We start from the raw sequence: 20,539 nt of genomic DNA on the forward strand, positions 1-20,539 counted from the left end.
AAGAAAAATCAAGCAAATCCCTGATAATCAGACATTATCAGGGATTTCTTTTTTCTAGCAGGTAGCAGAAAATAGCCGTTTCAAGCATATTATCGGTGGATAAATCGTGGGACTAAAATTTAGTTCTAAAAAGTCCCACGAATTTGCATCTTTCTCGCTGATTCATAGCATTTTGCATAGACTTACTTTGGAAGAGAATACATAGTTTTGTAACTTAAAAAACGATGTAAAAATGGCTCGAAAATCATTTTCTGTTTTGTTCTTTATCAAAAAAGCCAAGTTATTAAAGAACGGAGAAGCACCTGTGTGCATGAGAATCACTGTAAACGGCTGTATGGTAGATATTTCTATCAAAAGAAGTTGTCCCGTAAACCTATGGAATCAAGCAAAAGAGAATTCAAAAGGAAAAGACCGTATGTCGGTGGAACTGAACCACTACTTGGAAATCACACGCTCACGCATACACCAAATTTATAGGGAACTGGAAACTTCCGACAAGGTTATCACCGTTGATCTTGTGAGAAAACTGTATTATGGTGTGGATGAAGAAAGCAAAACCCTTTTGCAAGTATTCAGAGAACACAACGAACAAAGTCGTAAGCTGATCGGCAAAGACTTTGTTAGTAAAACCGTTCAACGGTATGAAACCACTACCCGATATTTGGAAGAATTCATTAAAAAAGAATACCAGCTATCGGATATTGCTCTGAACAACTTGGAAGCCAACTTCATTTCTAAGTTCGATGCTTTTTTGAAGATTGAAAAGGGTTGTGCACAGAATTCGGCTATAACCCGATTGAAAAACTTAAAGAAAATTATCCGTATTGCTTTGGAAAACGACTGGATAAAGAAAGATCCGTTTGCTTACTACCGTTTCAAATTGGAAGAAACCGATCCTGAATTTCTGACGATGGACGAGATTAAAATCATTCTCGCCAAAGAGTTTACAATTAAACGAGTAGAACAGGTACGTGACGTTTTTGTCTTTTGCATTTTTACTGGCTTGGCGTTCAGCGATGTAAAAGATTTATCACCCGAACACTTGGTAAAAGACAACAAAGGGGAACTTTGGATAAGGAAGAACCGGCAAAAGACAAAAATCATGTGTAACATTCCTGTGCTGCCTGTGGCAGCTTCTATACTTGATAAATATAAGGATGTGGCAGAGTGTACCGGAAAACTTTTACCTGTATTGTGTAATCAACGCATGAACAGTTATTTGAAGGAGATTGCCGATGTGTGCGGAATTCATAAAAATCTTAGCACACATACCGCCCGTCATAGCTATGCTACAAGCATTTGCCTTGCAAATGGCGTAAGTATGGAGAATGTTGCTAAGATGTTAGGTCATGCAGATACAAGCGTAACAAAACACTATGCAAGGGTATTGGATCAGAATATTTTCAAGGATATGCAAAAAGTAAATAGCTGTTTATCAGAATTAACTATATAATAAAGGTAGTAGCCAATATAGAAAAAGGATTGGGAAGAATGAATTTCATTTTCTCAATCCTTTTTTTAAGGTAAATTTTTCAAAACTTAATATGAAGTATTGACAAAGGTAAGTTCCGTATTCAGTCTGTTCAAGTCCGAGCCTTCGGTTTGAATAAAAATCTTCCTCTCCATTTCATTCCGAGCGTATTTTTATCCAAAGACTTGCACAGGCTAAATACTTCACTGGAAAAGTCAATGATTCAAATTAAATTCCGAAAAAAAATGTTTTGGGCTTGGCAGGTTACTCTTTCCAACTTTCAAAGTAGTGCTTTTGAAGCAGTTTATCAATATCACTCTGACGGTAAATGATTTTACCTTTTATCTGGATAAAGGGGATTAGCCCTGTATCTCGCCATTCTTGCAGGGTTCGCAAACTGACATTCAGTTTCTTGGAAACTTCATTGTTAGAAAGAAAACGCTCCCCGTCCAGGTGGGGTTTATAATGCTTGACTATAGATTCAATACCGTTCAGCATCGAATCAAGCGAAGAAACAAACTCTTTAACTTGCGGGGTATCTTTATTTATTAGTTCCATGATTGAAAGATTGTTTTATTGAAATATTGATTTCAAGATGGCTAGATAGCTGGCTAGTTACGCAGATAGTCACCCAGCGATGAAATGCTAAGTACATCTTTTGCCGGATCATAATCTACATAGAGCCGTTTGGATGCAGTGGCAATAAAATACTGGCTACCATCTTGCTGTATCTCATAAGTAGCGGGTGAAGCCTGTTTGGTAGTTTCCGATACATATATAATAGAAAGAAGGTATTCTTTATCATTCCGATAGATGATAACCGTAGGATTCAGATTAATGCTTTCCCATGTGCCAACAATGGAAAACAGGTTGAAAAACGGATAATTTTTTTTAATTCTTTTCATAAGACGTGGGGTGTTTGGGTGATTGATTTTGCGTTTCACTGTCTGCAATAATTCTTTCAATATCGGAAGGCTTATAATAAATCTTACTACCAATTTGAGAATAAGCCAATCTTCCGCTACTTCTGTAATACTGCAAAGTTCGCTTACTAACGCCTAACAACAGGCACACTTCCTGACTATCCAGCCAGTTTTCGACTTTCTGGGTATGAGTGCTGCACAAACTTTCTATCCGTTTGGCAAACTCCGTGAACCTCTCGCAGACATACGAAAAGGTTCTCTTTTCAATAGTTACTACTTCCATACTTTCAATTTTAAAAGGTTTATAAAACGTGTCGATTTTATTTTCATCGGCAAATAAAAGAAGAATCATGAGCCGTTTTCAAAACTGTCCGAAAGTGGCGAAGTAAAGTTCTTAATGACTTAATATGTACTTATCGTGGCAACATAATACAATGATTTATAGACCAAATACTCATTGATTTAGGCAGATCATATAGAAACAAAGAAAAATAAACCGATATTTCTTTGTCAATTCAAAAATAACGCTTATGTTTGCAGTGACCAATAATAACAAAGTAGTCACACGGTATGGCAAAAGCATTTGATGACAACGAAAGAAAGCTTATAAAGGATAAACTCAAAGAAGGAGCTTTGCTATTTATCCAGCAACAAGGGGTACGTAAAACTTCTGTAGATGAGCTTGTTAAATATGCCAATATTTCTAAAGGAGCATTTTATCTATTCTATACATCAAAAGAACTTCTTTTTTTCGATACAATAATAGACTATCATAAGAAATTGGAAAAAGAATTTCTTAATGCCATAAATAAGCATACCAATAATATTACGGTTGATACATTGACAGATATTATATCTGACTTGCTAATCAACAACAAACCATACTTTGTATCTATCTTCGTTAATAGTGATGTGGAATATCTAAATAGAAAGCTCCCTCAAGAAGTACTTTCAAAACACGTAGATGATGATGTCATGCTAGCAAACGAACTACTGAAATTTATTCCAGAAAGTAAATTAATTGATACAAAAGTATTTGCAGGGGCTTTAAGAGCTGCATTCTTGACTATTCTAAACGAGAAAACAATTGGAACAGATATTTACAATGAAGTTTTCAAGTTTATAGTTAGGGGAATAGTACAGCAACTATTTAAAGACTAATCCAATACAACAAGATTATATAATATCAACTGACTATGTGCAAATATGTTACATAGCGATACTTTGAATTTACAATATGACTATATAAACAATTTTAGTCATACGATATAAAATTTAAAAATTATGATTACAGTAAAAAACTTATCGTTTAGTTATTCTCAACTACCATTTATTGAGAATATGAATTTTCAAGTAAGAAGCGGAGAAATATTTGGCTTCTTAGGACCTTCTGGAGCAGGAAAAAGCACTCTCCAAAAGATATTAATAGGTATGCTCCCTAAATATAAAGGGAGTGTTTCTATTAATAATAATGAAATTAGAAATAAGTCTGACCAGTTCTATGAGAGTATTGGTGTCGATTTTGAATTTCCTAGTTTTTATGAGAAATTCACCGCATTGGAGAACTTAAAATTCTTTGGTTCTTTATATGACTGTAAGCTGATTCCTATCGAACAATTATTAGAAATGGTTGGACTATCACAACATGCCAATAAGAAAGTGGCAGGTTTTTCTAAAGGTATGAAATCCAGATTAAACTTTGCCCGGTCAATTATTCATCAGCCCAAAGTGTTATTTTTGGATGAGCCAACATCTGGTTTAGATCCTTCGAACTCCCAAGTGATGAAAAACATTATTCTTGATCTTAAAAATAAAGGAGTAACAATCATTCTGACTACTCACAATATGCACGATGCAACCGAACTTTGTGATCGTGTAGCATTTATTGTTGATGGCAACATTAAAGCTATGGACACTCCTCATAATCTTATCATGTCAAGGCGTTATAATGAAGTAACATATTCATATTTGGAGAATCAAAAAGAATTAAATACTACAATCGCACTTGACAAAATAAGTACAGATAAAAAGCTACAATCTCTGATTCAAGCTAATGCCTTATTATCAATACATAGCAATGAGCCAACATTAGACAATATATTCTCAGAAATAACAGGGAGGAAATTACTATGAAGCTTAAAGGTTTAATACTAGGTGATATTCGGCAACAATACAAATATGGTTTTTATGCCCTATATACGTTATTTACACTAATGTATATTACAGTATTGCGCATTCTTCCTATGCCGTGGAAAGAACTATGTACAACTACCCTTATATTTTCAGATCCCGTACTGATCGGATTAATGTTTATGGGAGCAATAATATTATTCGAGAAAAGCGAAAAAGTAATGCAGGCATTAGCTGTTTCGCCCATATCGATACACACATACATTTTGTCAAAGGTAATTTCCATTGGACTAATTTCTTTGCTAAGTGGAGTTCTCATCGCATTGTTCTCAGGCATGGAACATTCTTACATACATCTTGCTGTTGGAATTATGTTAGGTTCAGCATTATTCACACTGGTTGGAATATCACTTTCTGCTTTTATTTCAACCATGAATAATTTTATGCTGATTATGGTTGCCACTTTAATAATATCTGTAGCTCCCATATCTGTTTATACAATGGGCTATAAATCGGGAGCTATGCTATTACATCCAAGTATAAGTTTTATAGAACTTATGTCTGGAAATATCAGCGTCATGTCTCTAATGGTAATAAGCATTTGGTGCATTGTGATGTATATTTTTTCTTGTCTGTCAGTAAAAAAAATGATGACGATATAATTATGAATCAGAATATTATTTCTTTCAAAATGTTTATCAGAAACATATTCTCAGATGGTATGTTATCTGCAATAATATGTATTCCGCTAATATTAGCGGCAATATATAGGTTTGTTTTCCCCTTAATTGTACAGCATTATCCGATGCTAAAGGATTTCAGTCTATATTATCCGATATTGGATTTATTCCTTGCAATTATGTGTCCTTACATGATTTGCTTCGCTTCGGTCTTAGTGGTATTAGACGAAACAGACATGAAAATCAACAGGTATATCACAATCACTCCACTTGGGAAGAAGGGTTATCTTATATCAAGATTGCTTATTCCTGTTTTATTTGCAGCTATTGTTTCTTTTGTGCTGCTTTCTTTTTGTTCTGTATCAGGTATGTCATTATGGACTACATTTATAATATCAATATTGGCTACAATACTAAGCGTTGTGGCTGCTATGATTATTTTGGCATACGCGGGAAATAAAGTGGAAGGTATGGCACTTGCAAAAGTATCTGCTTTAGTTATGGTTGGGCTAATTATACCTTTTGTTATTACAGATAGTACCCAATATATATTTTCATTTCTCCCTTCTTTTTGGATAGCCAAGTTTCTAATAAGTAATAACTATTGGTTTATTCTACCAACTATATTTCTTTCTGGCGGACTGATTTACATATTATATAATAGATACAGCACAAAAATATAGTTTCTTCTAAAATCGATACTATTAATACCGAATATATAAAAATATAGCCCCCTAAATAAGCATATTGAATTTACGATTATACGAATTAATATTATTCACTATCTAAAAATTATGCTTATGAATGAGTTATTGAAAATGAAGTTTTTTGAGCTATTGTCTAAAACTTCACAAGAAGTTACTAACACAGAAATGCAAGATGCCTATGGAGAATTTGTCAAGCACATAGTCGCTATTAGCAATTCAGAAGATTATTCCTATATCTTTCGGATGCTAAATCTCACCCGTATTGAGATAGTACCCCTAAAAGAGTTATATCAATGTGGGCAGGGGGAAAAATGCGCTTAAAATTCTCTATGTCCACAAAGCGTTATCGACAATTGATGCCGAGCTACAATTAATCAACTTAAAAATTAACCATCCAGAACAATTTAAGTTATCTATTCCTACAGCGTTCAAGTCCGACCTATATGTAATCCCTAAGTCAAAAGACTTGGGGATTATTGGCATCGCAGAAATCGTATTAGCTCTGTTTCTACAGGGGCAAATCGTTGGCGAAGATGGAAAACCTGTCCCAGAAGTTCGTTTAGCTCGTGGCTTTGAGCAGCTTTTCAATCTAAAATTCGGAAGTATTTACGATAAGGCAGGTGAAGTATTTACCCGCAAGCCGTACAACCTTACCAAAACATTGGATGCCTTACGAAATGCTATCATCAAAGAGGATCGAAAACGTAAGAACCGATAAAGATCAAAAAAGATATTTGTGCAAACTGTTTATTTCCAGAGATTTGCAAATCTCTTTTCGGGGAGTAGGTAACTACTCCTCTTTTTCTGCTACATTGTTTTACTGAATTTTGCTTCATCAATCGATTGAGAACAATAATGTTAAACTAAAAAATGAAGCAAAATGTATATAGATAACGAAAACTTCGATAAATGGATGGAGAAGCTATCTAAGAAACTCACTGAGATAGGACAAGACTTAAAATCCTTTATCAATACCGATCAGGTATTAGATGAAAATGAACGATTACTTGATAATCAGGATTTAGCATTTCTGTTAAAAGTGTCTTTCAGAACTTTACAACGCTATCGACTAAAAGGTAAGCTCCCCTACTTTACTATTGGGCATAAAACCTACTATCGGGCTAGCGATATTAGAGCTTTTGTACGTGAACGAGCCGACTATCAAACTTATAAACAGTTTGAAAAAGCCAATCAATTAGAAAACAAACTCTGACAGCAAAATGCAGCAGAGGAAAGAAGCTTGTGTTTAAGCTATCCCTTTGTGTCACCACCCCGATTTAGCAGAAACCGCTTCACCCATCGGTTCAGCCCGTTTCACTAAATCGAGCAAGAGGGAACTGGACAAGTCCTGTTCTTCCCTCTTGCCCTGCGGGGCAAAGCCTTCGGCTTTAGCGTGTTCTTGTAACACGCTGTAATGACACCTGTAATAAGCATTTTCTTTGTAATGCTTATTATCAGGAATTTATCTATTCATGTTTCTATAAAAAAGTAATTACCATGCCAAACAGCAGTCGAAAAACGATATTCACTACCATTTCCATAGACAAGGAAACGGCAGCTTTGGTAGAGAAGATATGCAAACGCTATTCACTGAAAAAGAGTGAAGTTGTAAAGTTGGCGTTCGGGTATATAGACAAGGCACATATCAACCCATCCGAAGCACCTGAATCCGTAAAATCAGAACTGGCGAAAATAAATAAGAGACAGGATGATATTATCCGCTTCATTCGTCACTACGAGGAAGAACAACTGAATCCCATGATACGGGTAACTAATTCTATTGCTTTGCGCTTCGATACTATCGGCAAAACTTTGGAAACTCTTATTCTCTCTCAACTGGAAGCCAGCCAAGAGAGACAAGCAGCCGTGCTAAAAAAGTTAAGTGAACAGTTCTATAATCATGCCGATGTAATCAATCAGCAGGGCAAACAACTTTCGACACTCTATCAGATACATCAACGGGACTATAAGAAGCTACTCCACCTGATACAGCTATATTCTGAACTCTCCGCTTGTGGTGTGATGGATAGCAAACGGAAAGAAAACCTAAAAGTAGAGATTACAAACCTGATAAATACATAGGCTTATGCACATAGATTTTGCTCCACCCTCAAAAGGGACATACAACAATGCAGGGAGTAGCCGACAACTGGCAAGTTACATGGAACATGAAGATTTGGAGCGTATGGAAAAGGGAATCTATACCGATGGATTTTTTAATCTGACGAAGGATAATATCTATAAATCGGTTTTGATAAAGGATATAGACAGTAATATCGGGCAACTGCTGAAAACAGATGCTAAATTTTACGCTATCCATGTCAGCCCATCGGAAAGTGAACTTCGGGCAATGGGTAACACCAAACAGGAACAAGCCGAAGCGATGAAACGCTACATTCGTGAGGTATTTATCCCTGAATATGCCAAGAACTTCAACAAAGGACTATCAGCATCGGATATAAAGTTCTATGGCAAGATTCATTTTGACCGTAGTCGTTCTGATAATAAACAGAATATGCACTGTCATTTAATAGTGAGCCGGAAAGACCAAGCTAATAAAAAGAAACTTTCACCACTTACCAATCACAAAAACACGAAGAACGGAGTAATCAAAGGTGGCTTTAACCGTGTAAATCTGTTCCAACAAGTGGAACAAGGTTTTGATAAACTCTTTAGCTACAACCGCCAACAGTCCGAATCGTTTGATTACCACAATACGATGAAGAATGGTTCTGTCTCTGAACAACTTGAAATACAGAATCAAAACTTTACTGGCGAAAAGAAGAAAGAGATATTCCAATCTGGTGAAAAAGAAAACAATATTTCTTGCAATCTTGATCGCACGACAAAAAATAGCCACTCTAACGATCAGCAAAATAACAGTGGCGGTGATTCTCTATTATCTATCTTCTCATTGAAAGATGACAATGGCTATGATGCTACATTGACAGAGGAATTACAAGCACAGAAACGTAAAAAGAAGAAACGAAAGGGAATAAGAAGATGATAAAATATAAACAGTTAAGAGCTAAAATAGATTGTTACCTGATGGAGCAGCTCAAGTATCGCAAATCACTTGTAAGGCTGACAGAAGATAACGTTATTACTCCCCGTAGGAATAGCTGAATAGATTTGTATTTACGCATCCGAAGAATTGAAAGCCGACTTCTACTTATGGCTTTTGAAAGAGTAGAAATAAACAAATCATCCTCTTTATGATAATAAATTTGTCAGTCTTGACAAAAAAGAAGTTTTCAGTATACAGATCATCATATTATTCTGCCATTTTGTCACACAATCTGTTTTGGAATAGTTTTTGATTGTAAATTAACTGAAATAATTAATAAATCTAATTATTATGGCAGCAACAGTAAATAGTGCTTTTGAGGAGTTTAATAAAAATGTAGTTAATTTAGATCCAGACAGAACGAGCAAAGCTATTTCTAGCAGAGATTGGCTATGGGGACAATTAAATAAGTTAGATTCAAAAGAAAATTTAAACTTTCCTTTCAAATATGAGGATAAACATATAAAATTTGGTTCTTTTGCTCGAAAAACAAAAATTAGAGAGTTAGATGATATTGATTTGATGTTTTGTTTAACAGCAAATGGAGCTACATATACTTTATACGGTTCTACATACTATATAAATACCCCTAATGCGGGTAGTAGATTGAAAAATCTATCTGACAATGATATTCTAAATTCGAGAAAAGTTGTCAACAAATTAAAATCAGCATTGTCAGAAGTTGAACATTATAAATCTGCAGAATTACATAGTCGTGGAGAAGCAGCGACCTTAAATCTATTAACTTATGAGTGGGTTTATGACATTGTTCCTTGTTTTTATACAGACACAGAGTTATACTTAATTCCAGACGGAAATGGTAACTGGAAAGCAACAGATCCAAGAATTGATCAGAATCTCGTAACTGAAACTAATCAAAATTATGCAGGGAGACTTCTTCAATTAATTAGAATTTTGAAATTTTGGAATAGACATAATTCTTCTTTTACTTTATCGTCGTATTTATTTGAGCAAATTGTTATAAATTTCACTAAAAGTAAAACAGCATTAAGTGAATGGATTGATATTAATATCAAGGACTTTTTCAGCTACTTATCAACATATATATACTATGCAGTAAATGATCCTAAGGGAATACAAGGTGATTTGAACTGTCTAACATATGAACAAAGAAAGTCCATTTCAGAAAAGGCTAAATGGGCACATGATAAAGCTGTAGAAGCTATTGATGCTGAAATCAAGGAAAAAGACCAAGAAAAAGCAATAAACAAATGGCGTGAAATTTTCGGTAATAAATATCCTAAATATGAATAAAGGTCAAGAAATTCTATATAAGCAGAATCTAGATGTTAATATAGACAGGCTGCTGGCACAAAGAAGATTATATTCTAATGCCAAAATAATGCAATATATTCTTATTGCCATTACTGTTATAATTCCAGTCTTAATCGCTTTTGTTACCAATTTTTCTAATCTAAGAATAGATGACACAAGCTGGATTTATACGATTTATGCTATCGTAGTTATATTCGGAGAAAAAATCTTAGAAATTTTCATCGACAGAAATAAAAAAACAGCGGCTTCTATACAAGAAAAATTTGATACTAATATTTTTGATATACCGGAAAATGAACTTCTTAATTCCGTTTTCATAGACCATGACATAGTTAGAAAATATTCAAAGAAAGACAAGTTGAATGCAAACAAAATATCAAGGGTTACTAATTGGTATTCTACTAGAATAGATTGTTTGCAGACTAACATAGCAATACTATTTTGTCAAAGAATGAATATTTGCTATGATCAAAACATAAAAAAGAAATATAATAAACTACTCATTTCCCTTTCTGTTCTAACATTTATAACACTGCTTATTATTTCTTTAACAAACGATTTTTCATTAAAAAAATTTATTATAGAAGTAATATTACCTTCCATACCTATTCTAAATTTCACTTATAAGGAAATCAATCAAAATATAGAATCAGTGGATAATCTGCAGAAATTAAGAGAAATAATTGAGAATAAATTATCCTCATTATCTAGAAATGATGTAATAGAAATTGAAGAACTACGTAATATACAAGATAGAATTTTTAACAACCGTATTTTAAGTCCATTAATTCCTGATTTTATTTACAAAATTTTATGGACAGAATTGGAGGATGAAATGAATTATTCTGTAGAAAATAGAATTGTTGAATTACAATCATAATGGGGTGTATTTAATATTACCAGCTTATATTTGTAAAATACTATACTATGGTTTTTATTCAACTATAAAAAACAAAATATTAGCTCATGAGAAATACTTATTTAAACTTTGCAAAAATCCAAGAAGTCATTATCTTTGTATTCAGTATTCTCCATGAGCAAACTACCGCAAAAACACGTAGCAAATTAGTGGGATAATTCATGGGATATGCTTGAAGCTAAAATATAAACTTTTAAATATCAGCATGTTAACTCTGCAAGGAGAATCCCAGGCGGATCACATAAGAACAAAGCCAAACGGCGACAAAAAAGAGACAAGTCCTACAATATCAACGTATTGTAGGACTTTTTTTTTTGTTTCAGTCTTGCTTAAAAGACAAAAAAGGGGCACGAAAAGACACGGTTGAGTATCCAAATCGTACCCCCTTCCCAAAAAAACGATTAGGGGGTACGATTGTCGGAAATCACTATCTATGCAGAAGGTTTCAATCTCTGTATTGATTTTAGATATTATCATCTGAAACCTGTTTTACTGTGATTTTTTTATTAATGGTGGTTAAATTCAGTTGTTTACTTGAATACCTTTCTTCCATTTAAGAATAGCAAAGCAATACAAAAGTCATTCTGTAAAAGTATTTCAAAGTCCAAAACAGATACAGACACGATTTTTGTATATTTGCAGGATACAGATAACACCTAACAAGTATGAAAAAAGAAATCCTATATCAAGAAATAGCGAGAACTATTGCCTGTCAAATTAAGAAAGGCGTGTGGAAAGCTGGTGAGAAACTACCTTCTTTACGCACTATTAGCAATGAAAATGGTGTAAGTCTTAATACGGCAATTCAGGCATATTATGAATTGGAAAAAGACGGATTTATAATATCACGCCCAAAATCAGGGTATATTGTCAATTACAAACCCATACGCCTATCTGTTCCAGCGACAACACAACCGTCTGTAAAGCCTGAGAGCAAAGAGGTGGTAGATTTGATTGCTGACGTATACAGCTCGTTAGAAATAGGAGATAAATCGATCACTCGATTTTCATTAGGAATGCCCGAAGATATTTTATTACCAATTGCAAAACTTAATAAAGAACTTATAAGAGCTATGCAGGCACTTCCGGGTAATGGAACCCGGTATGATGAAACACAGGGAAATATGCGATTACGTAAATCTATAGCTCGTTTTACGTATAGTTGGAAGGGAAACTTGACAGAAGATGATATAGTGACAACTGCCGGAGTTACTAATGCGGTTGCTTTAGCTTTATCTGTAATTACTAAGGTAGGAGATACTATTGCGGTTGAAAGTCCGGTCTATTTTGGAATGTTACAATTAGCCAATAGTATGGGGTTACGTATATTGGAATTACCTACCAATCCAGTAACAGGGATTGATCCAGATGCGCTGAAAAAAGTTTTACCACAAATTAAAGCTTGCCTGCTTATAAGCAACTTTAATAACCCATTGGGAAGTTGTATGCCTGATGAACATAAAAGGGTAGTTGTTGATATGCTGGCCGGATATGATATACCTTTGATCGAGGATGATTTATATGGTGATTTATTTTTTGGAAATTCACGTCCTAAGCCCTGCAAGGCTTTTGACAAGAAGGGGCTTGTTTTATGGTGTGGTGCGGTATCTAAAACATTAGCGCCGGGGTATCGGGTAGGATGGATTGCTCCCGGCAAATTTAAACATGCTATTATTCGCCAAAAGAATATTCACCTTATTTCTACGCCTGCGCTTAATCAAGAAGCGGTTGCCAATTTCATGGAGAATGACAGATACGAAAACCATTTACGTAAACTGCGACAAGAATTATACGCAAACAGTATTCATTTTGCCCATTCCATCATGGATTACTTCCCCGAGAATACAAAAATTGTTACTCCACAAGGAGGATTTATGCTTTGGGTGGAATTAGACAAACAGATTGATACAACAGAACTTTATTATCGGGCTATGCAGCGAAAAATAAGCATAGCCCCCGGACGTATGTTTACATTACAAGAGCAATATACCAATTGTATGCGTTTAAGCTATGGACAACGATGGACTCCACTTCTTGAAGAACGCTTAAAACAATTGGGGGATATAATTAAAAATCACTTTAACTGATGTATGTATTCTTTTAGTACTTCCCCTATTACTTGAAGTCCTTTCATGATTCTATCTTCTGGCATATTAGAGTAATTTATTCTAAAAGTATTTTCTTTGTGCTCAACAGGATAAAATGAACTGCCGGGTACAAAGGCTATTTTCTGTTCAATGCATTTTTGCAGGATGTCATGCGCTGAAATATTTTCGGGTAATTCAATCCAAGTAAATAACCCGCCTTGAGGATGAGTATATTTTATGTCATTAGGAAAATAGCGTTCAATACATTCTAAAGCTATATCTCTGCGTTTTCTGTAGACTTCTACTATTTTGCTAATATGCTCATCAATATCATATCGTTTTAGATATTCGGCAATAGTCATTTGAGCTATTGTGTTACACTGCAAATCAGTGCCCTGCTTAACTAACACATACTTGCGGATAATATCTTTATCACCTGCAATCCACCCAATCCGAAAGCCCGGACAAAAGATTTTAGAAAAACTACCAGTGCATAAGATATTACCTACCTTATCAAAAGACTTTATAGAGGGTAAAGACTCTCCTTCAAACCTTAATTCTCCATAAGGGTTATCTTCAATAACAGGAATATCATATAAAGCAGATAGTTCAGCCAGTTTTTTTCGTCTTTCCAAACTCCATGTTTTTCCAGTGGGATTTTGAAAGGTTGGTATTACATATATTAGTTTTATATTTTGAGTATTATTCAGTACCTCTTCCAAAGTAGCCATATCCATGCCTTCTTCATCTGTTGGAATTTCAATGAAGCCACTCCCATATGATTTGAATGCGCTAATTGCTGCTAAATAGGTGGGGCTTTCACACAATACGATATCACCATCGTCCAGAAATACTTTTCCGGATAAATCTAATCCTTGTTGCGAACCGTGAGTTATAAGAATATTATCCTTATCGAACGATGTCCCTAAGCGTTCATTCATTCGTTTGGCAATCCATTCACGTAAAGGATAATACCCTTCAGTAGTCGTATATTGAAGAGCTTTTGCTCCTGCTTCTTGCAAAACGACCTGATTCATTTTGTTAATTTCATCTATGGGGAATAGCTCAGGGGCAGGTAGTCCACCAGCAAATGAAATAACATCTTCCCGTTCTGTAACTTTGAGTATTTCTCTTATTTCCGAAGCCTTTATATAAGACATTCTTTTGGCAAATTTCAACTTCATAATCATTAAATATATTTGAAAACTAAAATAATGCAAAGTAAAGCATAATAGATAAATGAGAACAGATACAATTTGCACAATATCAGCGGGTACAGATTTTCGGAACCAAGTATTATCCCGATTGTATCGCCTACCGAAAGAATTAAACGGACAGTTATCAATAGAAAGACAGGACTGATACTTGCGTCGACGATTGTTCTAGCCGAACCTCAATTAACCAAGCGTGAGAAAGAAATACTAATATTAATTCGGTAAGGTTTTCTGAGCAAAGAGATCGCTTATAAGCTAAATCTTAGTATTTATACGGTAAATAATCACCGAAAGAATATATTGGCAAAGCTAAATGTAGATAATGCGATCGAAGCTATCAATAAGGCGGGAAATTTCGGTATTCTCTATTGATTACGATATCCAATCCAAACCACTAGCTAATATTGATATGATTACGGTTATATTTCATTCTCTGGGGCTGAACCCATTTGTGCGATGCGCTATAAGTGAATTATACAATCATTTTTCTGCGGAAAAAGTAGTGCGGGTGTCGTATGTAAAGAATACCCGCACTTTCTATTTATTTTGAAAAACGTAATTTTATAGTTCAAGATTCACTTCATTCATATTGATTTCAAGAGAGCGCCGCTATACCTGTTCCTATCAAGTTTGCGTTATTTATATTGTTGATATGGATTTCTATATCCGCTAATGCGGATTCATTAAGGAGTTCTTGTAATTTCTCCAGAACAAGAATGTTATAGTTTTTATCTTTTCTATTCTCGCTCCAAAATAGACTACCTTCGGCTACTAAACTGATTTTTCGTATATCTTTATTATATGATCTCAGTAACTGAATAAGGCCCAGTAGCGATGCGGCGACTAATTGTGCTGATCTGTTGTAGATCCAATGAGCTACATCTACATATACGTCCTTGTGAATATCCGGATAGTTCATGATAGCGGTCAATTTTTGGGCATCGAATTTATTCTCAAACTCATCCAAAGGGAAAGTTGCTTTCAATATATCGCCTAGATACATACCCGAAACCGCTTTCTCAAACCGCTGTTTTCCAAGGCTGCCTGAAATGGCGTCAACCGTATCATCGACTGTCGTGAGGAATGGAGGATGGAAGTTACCCGACTCTAGGTTGACAGGGACTAAGCCTTGTATATTATAGCTCGGATCTAATTTCTTTATTTTATCCGCCGGAATGAAAGTGGCCATGTTGGTGCCTGTTCCTACGATCAGACCGATATAGGCGTCATAGCTATTGTCGGTTAGGCCGGCAAACAAGCTGGCGATAGTATCGTTTAATACTTTAATACCTGTAAATTTGATTTTACAATGTTCGTTTAGGTAGTCGAGAAGTGGTTTGCCTACTAATTGCCCTACCATTTCTTTAATGTCGACTCCTTTTGTCCAACGTAACAATTTGGCGTCTCCACTGAGTACGGATTCTGCTGGATAAGAAAAACAATAGCCGATTGGCATTTCCTCATCCCGTTTTATCCCGACAATCATATCGGCTAATTCTTTAAATAGCTCCTCACGAGTATATCCCGGTGATTTCATGATCGACATGTCTTTTTTCCACCCATTGTTGGGATGGATGGTTGGTGATCCTTGTCCAAGATCGACGGTCGCTACTCTATAGTTGGTTCCTCCTAAATCGAGAACCAATGCTTTTCCATTAATATCAGAGGTTTTGGGAGAGATAAAAGTCGGTATGCATTGTATCTCCGCATTTTCATGTTTTAATCCCTCTTCAACCTTTTCCCGAAATGAACTGGCTATCTCTTTGAGTTGGTCATTTTCTAACCAGAAAATATTTTTCTCCATAAGATTGATTTTTTGATTTTGAAATATCCTTGTTAGTGAATAACAATTTAGAAAGGGATTTGACTATCCTTATTGGTTGATTAAGTTAAGGGGATAAATTTCGATACTGTAAAATTTGTTGTGTTAAATTTAAATTTTGTATAAACAAAAGGGTGACGATGTCTGTTTAAAACACCAAACAGATGATTTTATTTATTAATCTAAATTAAGATATATGATACCGAAAGTGGAGATAGAAGCAGGCAAGGCGGATTTAATCCGTGAGATTTTAGGCGTTAATGATTTGCAGGACATTAACTTACTTGATGAGTACCGTGATATATTTATAAAATCACAAAAGTCTGTGTATGAGAATGAATCTGTTAATGATATTAATTGTACGGATTGAATTCTTTGATAGAGAGATTCCAACTTCTTTTATAGGATGAGGAAATGTTTATTCAATATATTGTTTACTAGTGTATTACAGTTTTATCGTAATTCTACCTTATGAAACTATAGTTTTTTTAGCAGAAAACTGTAGTTTCCCAAGGAGGGAACTCCAGTTTCCATAGGAAGAAACTGCAGTTTCTTCCTATGGAAACTGGAGTGTCTTTTAGGCTCGGTTTGTGTAAACGATAAGGAAAATTTACTACTTATCATTTACGGCCTTCCCATATTCCTCATCACTTACCGGCTCAAGCCAAGTATTTTTGTTGGTTTGGGGATTGCATTCTACGGCGATATGCGAAAACCAACTGTCCGGTGAGGCGCCGTGCCAATGCTCTACGTTTGGTGCGATTTCGACAACATCCCCGGGTAGTAAACGACGGGCGCTTTTACCTCGTTCTTGATAATAACCCACACCACCTACGGCGATGAGTATCTGCCCTCCTGTATGCGTGTGCCAGTTGTTTCGGCAGTTAGGTTCAAACGTTACGTTAAACATTGGTACGTTTAAATCCTTATTGCTTGTTAATGGCGCTAGCCAAGACTTCCCCGAGAAATATTGTTCAAACCCGGTGTTTTCATTTCCTGTAGGGAATTCACTAATTTTTGGAATTTCAGTTTTCATTTCTTGTGCGTTTATATTGCCAATAGAGATTAATGTGATCAACATGGCAATGGTTATTTTCTTTATATTCATATTTGTTTTCTTGATTTTATCCATATCACAAAATTATTTAAGATATTCCATTACTTTTGTATACCAATTACTGATAAGTGTAACAGAATTACTGATTTTACAATCTATAGAATCTTGAAGTTGATGGCTTTTAAACAAATATAGGGGATATCTCAAATTGGCGAGATTGGACAATTGTCAGTCTGTTGGGATTATGTATTTTTGTCATCATAAGAATCTATAGGATGAAGCCTGATACGGAAAACATATATCAACGGAAAATCAATCAAGTAATTGATTATATCAATGCGAATTTGCATCTCCCTTTACGACTGGATATAATAGCCGGGCAAGTAAACGTGTCCGAGCGGCAGCTACTACGTATTATGAAAGGAGCCTTGAATGAGTCATTATATGCTTATGTGGCGAGGCAACGTGTAGAGCGAGCGGTTCTATATATGCATACGGAAGATATGAGTCTGGCAGATCTAGCGAGTCGGGTAGGCTATGATAACCCCCAATCTTTCTCGAAAGCGTTCAAGAAACAATTCAGCGTATCTCCGAAAGCTTATATGGATAAGTTGCGAGCACGTCTGAGAGAAGAGACCGAGAAGTGGAGTAATCCACACGATCTTGAAGTTGAGGTTTGTGAGGTAGATGATTTAGATTTGGTTTATATCCGGATTTTTGGAAAATATGGTGAGGCCGAACCCTATGAGGAGGCATGGAATCTGTTGATCGGATTCTTAAAAGAGAATCAAGCGTTATCAGAGGACACCCGCTTTATTGGTCTAAGTTTTGATGACCCGAACGTCACTCATCCGGACCAATGTCGTTTTTATGCTTGCGCTTCGGTCGGGAAGGAGATTATTCCATCAGGGATGTTCGGTACGATTCGTTTGCAGAAAGGAAAATATGCGGTTTATACCTTAAAAGGTAGTTATGCGGGATTACAAGAACTATATAATACTATAAATATAGATTTCAATTATACCAAACGGCATGGAATGGCGTTTGAGGAATATGTGAGTTATTCGGAAGAGGATGACGATACGCAAGTGACAAAGATTTATATACCAATAAAATAAATTAGTATGGAAACAAAATTTTGCCAAAGCTGCGGTATGCCGCTGCAAAAGAATGAGGAGTTAGGAACGAACCATGACGGAAGCAAGAATGAGGAATATTGTTGCTATTGTTATAAGGACGGGGCCTTCACGATGGACTGTACGATGGATCAGATGATCGATCATTGTGCCCAGTTTGTCGATGAGTTCAATAAAGATGCGGACTTTCATTATACGAAAGAGGAGGCCGTAGCGAATATGAAATTATTTTTCCCGACATTGAAGCGCTGGGTGGTGCGATAAGCCTCCATAAAAAGCGTTTATCTGCGCTTCGGCCTGCTGGATTAGTTTCACTGGAATGCGGGGCTTCTTCTCGAAAAAGTCCATTTCTATTTGGATGGAGTTTTTCTTGACGGAGCGGCCCCAATTGCCTATTATCTTTCCGTTATACAAGATAACCGGGTAGAAGGTGCCGAATCGGTTGAACGCTTTTGGATGATGTTCTAGCGGCAATACGTCCGTGCGGTTTTTGTAACTGATCAAGTATTCATCGAAGGCGGGGAGGAGACGCAGTACAGGTTCGCTCTCATTTTTTCCTTTCCATGATTGGTGGATGAAATATTCACGGGAATCGAACGTCTCGGTCATTAACTCCGCCTTGATCAGATTGATAGCGAGCCTACACTCGGTAGCGGTTAGCCCGGACCACCAAACAAAATCCTGTAACTGGGCAGGGGAGTGGCTTTGAAAATATCTGGATGCCAATCTCGCCAGAGCCTCTTCCCTGCAAAGTTCACGAGTAGGAGGGACACGTTCGTCCAATAAGGCGTAAGTCGTTTTCTTTCCTTTATCGATCCCGCTACAGACGATGCCTTCCACCTCACCCCATGTAAGGAAAAGGTTTACGTGATCTATGGTGGGCAAAATCCCGGATTTTTGCAATTCCGCCGTTACTTCTTGTTTGGTCAGGCTTTTGTATCCTTCCAGTATCTTTCCGATCTGATCTAGGCATCTTGTGAACAGCGTTTTTTCTATCTTCCCGAAATGTCCCTTGGCGTACGACATAACGGCAGCCTTGATACGCTCGGAAGATAGCATAAGCATCCAACGGATATCCTCGGCGGCCACGAAATGCCAAGTAGGACGCATCACATGGGTACGTAGAATATCACCTTTGTACAAAGCCTCATTTACCTTTTCAAGGGAAGAGGATCTCAAGCGAATACCGATCGCCCATTTGGCCATCTCATACTCCTGCGCCTGGATAGCGCCCATCCAAGAGACCAACTCTTTCGGGGACTCGAATCGGGGTTGTTCCAATTGTTGGCTAGCTACTCGTATATGTGTTATCATAATATATGAATATAAACGCAAATGTACGAAATAAAGCGTTAAACATCCCATAATCTTGAAGATATACTCATTCTTTTTGTACCTTCACGCTAGAAACAATTAGTGAAATTTATGACGATAGCGTATTTAAATGTGGCTACAGACCGGCAACACTTGGATATTCAAAGGGAAGAGATCTCTTCTTTTGCCGCGGCCAAAGATATCCATGTGGATAAATGGGTCATGGAAGTATCCGGAGAGAAAGCGAAACAGCCGGGACCAAAGTTAAAACTTGTTCTCGAACGCTTGAAGAAAGGGGATGCCTTGATCGTATCGGATATTACCCGTTTGTGTCTTACCTTATATGAGTTGATGGGGATACTTACCGTTTGCATGGAGAAGGACGTGACGGTCTATTGTATAAACGACCGTTATATATTCGATGACCGGATGGATCGCCAATTGATGATTAATGTCTTCAAGCAAGTAGACGAGATTGATCACAGTCTGGTTTCCATACGTACAAAAGACGCCTTGGAACAGGTGAAAAGTACGGGAAAGCGGTTGGGACGTCCTAAAGGCTCGGAATCCAAGTTGTTCTTCTTAGACGCCCATAAGGGGGAGATCATGAACATGTTGGAGCGGGGAGAATCGGTAGGATCGATTTGCGAGCATTTCAACGTCTCTAAGAATACTTTTTATAAGTATAGGAAGAAATTCTTCAGATCGTAAGGATT

At 36.2% G+C, this 20,539-nt stretch carries 24 protein-coding genes and 2 pseudogenes; 19 read left to right on the plus strand and 7 right to left on the minus strand.

The window, feature by feature from the left end:
• The first annotated feature begins 232 nt into the window (after window positions 1-232).
• Entirely contained in the window at window positions 233-1,453 is a 1,221-nt protein-coding gene (locus CI959_RS16605; RefSeq protein ID WP_095231490.1) for a site-specific integrase, read from the plus strand.
• 282 nt (window positions 1,454-1,735) lie between these two features.
• Here the strand turns inward: CI959_RS16605 and CI959_RS16610 are convergent, their stop codons facing one another.
• Genes CI959_RS16610 through CI959_RS16620 form a run of 3 tightly spaced genes read right to left on the minus strand, consistent with a single transcriptional unit; the run spans window position 1,736 to window position 2,677 of the window.
• Window positions 1,736-2,029 carry a helix-turn-helix domain-containing protein gene (locus CI959_RS16610; protein ID WP_044656054.1) on the minus strand — a complete coding sequence of 98 codons (294 nt, stop codon included), beginning with the start codon at window positions 2,027-2,029 and terminating at the stop codon, window positions 1,736-1,738.
• Between the two features lie 53 nt (window positions 2,030-2,082).
• Window positions 2,083-2,376, minus strand: coding sequence for a DUF3876 domain-containing protein (locus CI959_RS16615; protein WP_095231491.1), 294 nt, complete (start codon window positions 2,374-2,376; stop codon window positions 2,083-2,085).
• Complete coding sequence (locus tag CI959_RS16620; RefSeq protein ID WP_044656056.1) at window positions 2,363-2,677, minus strand: helix-turn-helix domain-containing protein; 315 nt, start codon at window positions 2,675-2,677, stop codon at window positions 2,363-2,365. The genes CI959_RS16615 and CI959_RS16620 overlap by 14 nt, the downstream gene beginning before the upstream one ends.
• A gap of 287 nt (window positions 2,678-2,964) precedes the next feature.
• Between CI959_RS16620 and CI959_RS16625 the strand changes: the two genes are divergently transcribed.
• The 13 genes and pseudogenes from CI959_RS16625 to CI959_RS16690 all read left to right on the plus strand — a co-directional run bounded on the left by CI959_RS16625 (window position 2,965) and on the right by CI959_RS16690 (window position 13,280).
• Entirely contained in the window at window positions 2,965-3,555 is a 591-nt protein-coding gene (locus CI959_RS16625; RefSeq protein WP_095231492.1) for a TetR/AcrR family transcriptional regulator, read from the plus strand.
• 123 nt (window positions 3,556-3,678) lie between these two features.
• Window positions 3,679-4,527, plus strand: coding sequence for an ABC transporter ATP-binding protein (locus CI959_RS16630; protein WP_007656984.1), 849 nt, complete (start codon window positions 3,679-3,681; stop codon window positions 4,525-4,527).
• The gene (locus tag CI959_RS16635; protein WP_095231493.1) at window positions 4,524-5,186 is read left to right on the plus strand and encodes an ABC transporter permease; all 663 of its coding nucleotides are present in this window, start codon (window positions 4,524-4,526) and stop codon (window positions 5,184-5,186) included. The genes CI959_RS16630 and CI959_RS16635 overlap by 4 nt, the downstream gene beginning before the upstream one ends.
• Before the next feature lie 254 nt (window positions 5,187-5,440).
• Entirely contained in the window at window positions 5,441-5,887 is a 447-nt protein-coding gene (locus CI959_RS21895; RefSeq protein WP_255223124.1) for a hypothetical protein, read from the plus strand.
• A 111-nt stretch (window positions 5,888-5,998) separates the two neighbouring features.
• Window positions 5,999-6,232 carry a hypothetical protein gene (locus CI959_RS16645; protein ID WP_085978836.1) on the plus strand — a complete coding sequence of 78 codons (234 nt, stop codon included), beginning with the start codon at window positions 5,999-6,001 and terminating at the stop codon, window positions 6,230-6,232.
• Complete coding sequence (locus CI959_RS16650) at window positions 6,207-6,629, plus strand: hypothetical protein (protein ID WP_095231495.1); 423 nt, start codon at window positions 6,207-6,209, stop codon at window positions 6,627-6,629. Before CI959_RS16645 ends, CI959_RS16650 begins: the two co-directional genes overlap by 26 nt.
• Before the next feature lie 162 nt (window positions 6,630-6,791).
• A complete protein-coding gene (locus CI959_RS16655; protein ID WP_095231496.1) occupies window positions 6,792-7,124 on the plus strand; it encodes a helix-turn-helix domain-containing protein in 333 nt (110 codons plus the stop codon).
• A gap of 284 nt (window positions 7,125-7,408) precedes the next feature.
• Window positions 7,409-7,993: a BfmA/BtgA family mobilization protein gene (locus CI959_RS16665; protein ID WP_095231497.1), complete on the plus strand. Its 585-nt coding sequence runs from the start codon at window positions 7,409-7,411 to the stop codon at window positions 7,991-7,993.
• Between the two features lie 4 nt (window positions 7,994-7,997).
• Window positions 7,998-8,918, plus strand: a complete 921-nt coding sequence (locus CI959_RS16670) for a DUF5712 family protein (protein ID WP_095231498.1) — start codon at window positions 7,998-8,000, stop codon at window positions 8,916-8,918.
• Window positions 8,915-9,034: pseudogene (locus CI959_RS21900) on the plus strand (GNAT family N-acetyltransferase); the annotation flags it as partial. The gene CI959_RS16670 and the pseudogene CI959_RS21900, both read left to right, overlap by 4 nt.
• A gap of 235 nt (window positions 9,035-9,269) precedes the next feature.
• Window positions 9,270-10,253 (plus strand): nucleotidyltransferase, encoded by a 984-nt coding sequence (locus CI959_RS16675; protein WP_095231499.1) that lies wholly within the window; start codon window positions 9,270-9,272, stop codon window positions 10,251-10,253.
• Entirely contained in the window at window positions 10,246-11,154 is a 909-nt protein-coding gene (locus tag CI959_RS16680) for an S-4TM family putative pore-forming effector (protein ID WP_095231500.1), read from the plus strand. Before CI959_RS16675 ends, CI959_RS16680 begins: the two co-directional genes overlap by 8 nt.
• A gap of 704 nt (window positions 11,155-11,858) precedes the next feature.
• Window positions 11,859-13,280 carry a PLP-dependent aminotransferase family protein gene (locus CI959_RS16690; protein WP_005856628.1) on the plus strand — a complete coding sequence of 474 codons (1,422 nt, stop codon included), beginning with the start codon at window positions 11,859-11,861 and terminating at the stop codon, window positions 13,278-13,280.
• On the opposite strand, the gene CI959_RS16695 is transcribed toward CI959_RS16690, so the two are convergent.
• Complete coding sequence (locus CI959_RS16695) at window positions 13,268-14,464, minus strand: PLP-dependent aminotransferase family protein (RefSeq protein ID WP_005856630.1); 1,197 nt, start codon at window positions 14,462-14,464, stop codon at window positions 13,268-13,270. The two genes, CI959_RS16690 and CI959_RS16695, sit on opposite strands and share 13 nt — an antisense overlap.
• Before the next feature lie 126 nt (window positions 14,465-14,590).
• Between CI959_RS16695 and CI959_RS22125 the strand changes: the two are divergent.
• Window positions 14,591-14,866, plus strand: a pseudogene (locus CI959_RS22125) (response regulator transcription factor); the annotation flags it as partial.
• 223 nt (window positions 14,867-15,089) lie between these two features.
• Here CI959_RS22125 and CI959_RS16710 read toward each other — a convergent pair.
• Window positions 15,090-16,298: a hexokinase family protein gene (locus CI959_RS16710; RefSeq protein WP_057317299.1), complete on the minus strand. Its 1,209-nt coding sequence runs from the start codon at window positions 16,296-16,298 to the stop codon at window positions 15,090-15,092.
• A 214-nt stretch (window positions 16,299-16,512) separates the two neighbouring features.
• Between CI959_RS16710 and CI959_RS21580 the strand changes: the two genes are divergently transcribed.
• A complete protein-coding gene (locus tag CI959_RS21580; RefSeq protein ID WP_172580098.1) occupies window positions 16,513-16,686 on the plus strand; it encodes a hypothetical protein in 174 nt (57 codons plus the stop codon).
• Between the two features lie 243 nt (window positions 16,687-16,929).
• On the opposite strand, the gene CI959_RS16715 is transcribed toward CI959_RS21580, so the two are convergent.
• Entirely contained in the window at window positions 16,930-17,448 is a 519-nt protein-coding gene (locus CI959_RS16715; RefSeq protein ID WP_005856638.1) for a cupin domain-containing protein, read from the minus strand.
• Between the two features lie 200 nt (window positions 17,449-17,648).
• On the opposite strand from CI959_RS16715, the gene CI959_RS16720 reads away from it, so the two are divergent.
• Window positions 17,649-18,491, plus strand: coding sequence for a GyrI-like domain-containing protein (locus CI959_RS16720; protein ID WP_008772069.1), 843 nt, complete (start codon window positions 17,649-17,651; stop codon window positions 18,489-18,491).
• 6 nt (window positions 18,492-18,497) lie between these two features.
• On the plus strand, window positions 18,498-18,773 hold the full coding sequence (locus CI959_RS16725) for a zinc ribbon domain-containing protein (RefSeq protein ID WP_057317298.1): 276 nt from the start codon (window positions 18,498-18,500) through the stop codon (window positions 18,771-18,773).
• On the opposite strand, the gene CI959_RS16730 is transcribed toward CI959_RS16725, so the two are convergent.
• Window positions 18,735-19,823, minus strand: coding sequence for a winged helix DNA-binding domain-containing protein (locus CI959_RS16730; protein WP_057317356.1), 1,089 nt, complete (start codon window positions 19,821-19,823; stop codon window positions 18,735-18,737). The genes CI959_RS16725 and CI959_RS16730 overlap by 39 nt on opposite strands.
• A 111-nt stretch (window positions 19,824-19,934) precedes the next feature.
• On the opposite strand from CI959_RS16730, the gene CI959_RS16735 reads away from it, so the two are divergent.
• A complete protein-coding gene (locus CI959_RS16735; RefSeq protein ID WP_005856646.1) occupies window positions 19,935-20,534 on the plus strand; it encodes a recombinase family protein in 600 nt (199 codons plus the stop codon).
• Window positions 20,535-20,539 lie beyond the last annotated feature (5 nt).

The organism is Parabacteroides sp. AT13 (assembly GCF_002272965.1).
Classification (GTDB): Bacteria; Bacteroidota; Bacteroidia; order Bacteroidales; family Tannerellaceae; genus Parabacteroides; species Parabacteroides distasonis.

Coding starts and splice junctions, on each gene's coding strand:
- CI959_RS16605 (WP_095231490.1), top strand. CDS start 233: ATGGCTCGAAAATCATTTTCTGTTTTGTTCTTTATCAAAAAAGCCAAG.
- CI959_RS16610 (WP_044656054.1), bottom strand. CDS start 2,029: ATGGAACTAATAAATAAAGATACCCCGCAAGTTAAAGAGTTTGTTTCT.
- CI959_RS16615 (WP_095231491.1), bottom strand. CDS start 2,376: ATGAAAAGAATTAAAAAAAATTATCCGTTTTTCAACCTGTTTTCCATT.
- CI959_RS16620 (WP_044656056.1), bottom strand. CDS start 2,677: ATGGAAGTAGTAACTATTGAAAAGAGAACCTTTTCGTATGTCTGCGAG.
- CI959_RS16625 (WP_095231492.1), top strand. CDS start 2,965: ATGGCAAAAGCATTTGATGACAACGAAAGAAAGCTTATAAAGGATAAA.
- CI959_RS16630 (WP_007656984.1), top strand. CDS start 3,679: ATGATTACAGTAAAAAACTTATCGTTTAGTTATTCTCAACTACCATTT.
- CI959_RS16635 (WP_095231493.1), top strand. CDS start 4,524: ATGAAGCTTAAAGGTTTAATACTAGGTGATATTCGGCAACAATACAAA.
- CI959_RS21895 (WP_255223124.1), top strand. CDS start 5,441: ATGAAAATCAACAGGTATATCACAATCACTCCACTTGGGAAGAAGGGT.
- CI959_RS16645 (WP_085978836.1), top strand. CDS start 5,999: ATGCTTATGAATGAGTTATTGAAAATGAAGTTTTTTGAGCTATTGTCT.
- CI959_RS16655 (WP_095231496.1), top strand. CDS start 6,792: ATGTATATAGATAACGAAAACTTCGATAAATGGATGGAGAAGCTATCT.
- CI959_RS16665 (WP_095231497.1), top strand. CDS start 7,409: ATGCCAAACAGCAGTCGAAAAACGATATTCACTACCATTTCCATAGAC.
- CI959_RS16670 (WP_095231498.1), top strand. CDS start 7,998: ATGCACATAGATTTTGCTCCACCCTCAAAAGGGACATACAACAATGCA.
- CI959_RS16675 (WP_095231499.1), top strand. CDS start 9,270: ATGGCAGCAACAGTAAATAGTGCTTTTGAGGAGTTTAATAAAAATGTA.
- CI959_RS16680 (WP_095231500.1), top strand. CDS start 10,246: ATGAATAAAGGTCAAGAAATTCTATATAAGCAGAATCTAGATGTTAAT.
- CI959_RS16690 (WP_005856628.1), top strand. CDS start 11,859: ATGAAAAAAGAAATCCTATATCAAGAAATAGCGAGAACTATTGCCTGT.
- CI959_RS16695 (WP_005856630.1), bottom strand. CDS start 14,464: ATGAAGTTGAAATTTGCCAAAAGAATGTCTTATATAAAGGCTTCGGAA.
- CI959_RS16710 (WP_057317299.1), bottom strand. CDS start 16,298: ATGGAGAAAAATATTTTCTGGTTAGAAAATGACCAACTCAAAGAGATA.
- CI959_RS21580 (WP_172580098.1), top strand. CDS start 16,513: ATGATACCGAAAGTGGAGATAGAAGCAGGCAAGGCGGATTTAATCCGT.
- CI959_RS16715 (WP_005856638.1), bottom strand. CDS start 17,448: ATGGATAAAATCAAGAAAACAAATATGAATATAAAGAAAATAACCATT.
- CI959_RS16720 (WP_008772069.1), top strand. CDS start 17,649: ATGAAGCCTGATACGGAAAACATATATCAACGGAAAATCAATCAAGTA.
- CI959_RS16725 (WP_057317298.1), top strand. CDS start 18,498: ATGGAAACAAAATTTTGCCAAAGCTGCGGTATGCCGCTGCAAAAGAAT.
- CI959_RS16730 (WP_057317356.1), bottom strand. CDS start 19,823: ATGATAACACATATACGAGTAGCTAGCCAACAATTGGAACAACCCCGA.
- CI959_RS16735 (WP_005856646.1), top strand. CDS start 19,935: ATGACGATAGCGTATTTAAATGTGGCTACAGACCGGCAACACTTGGAT.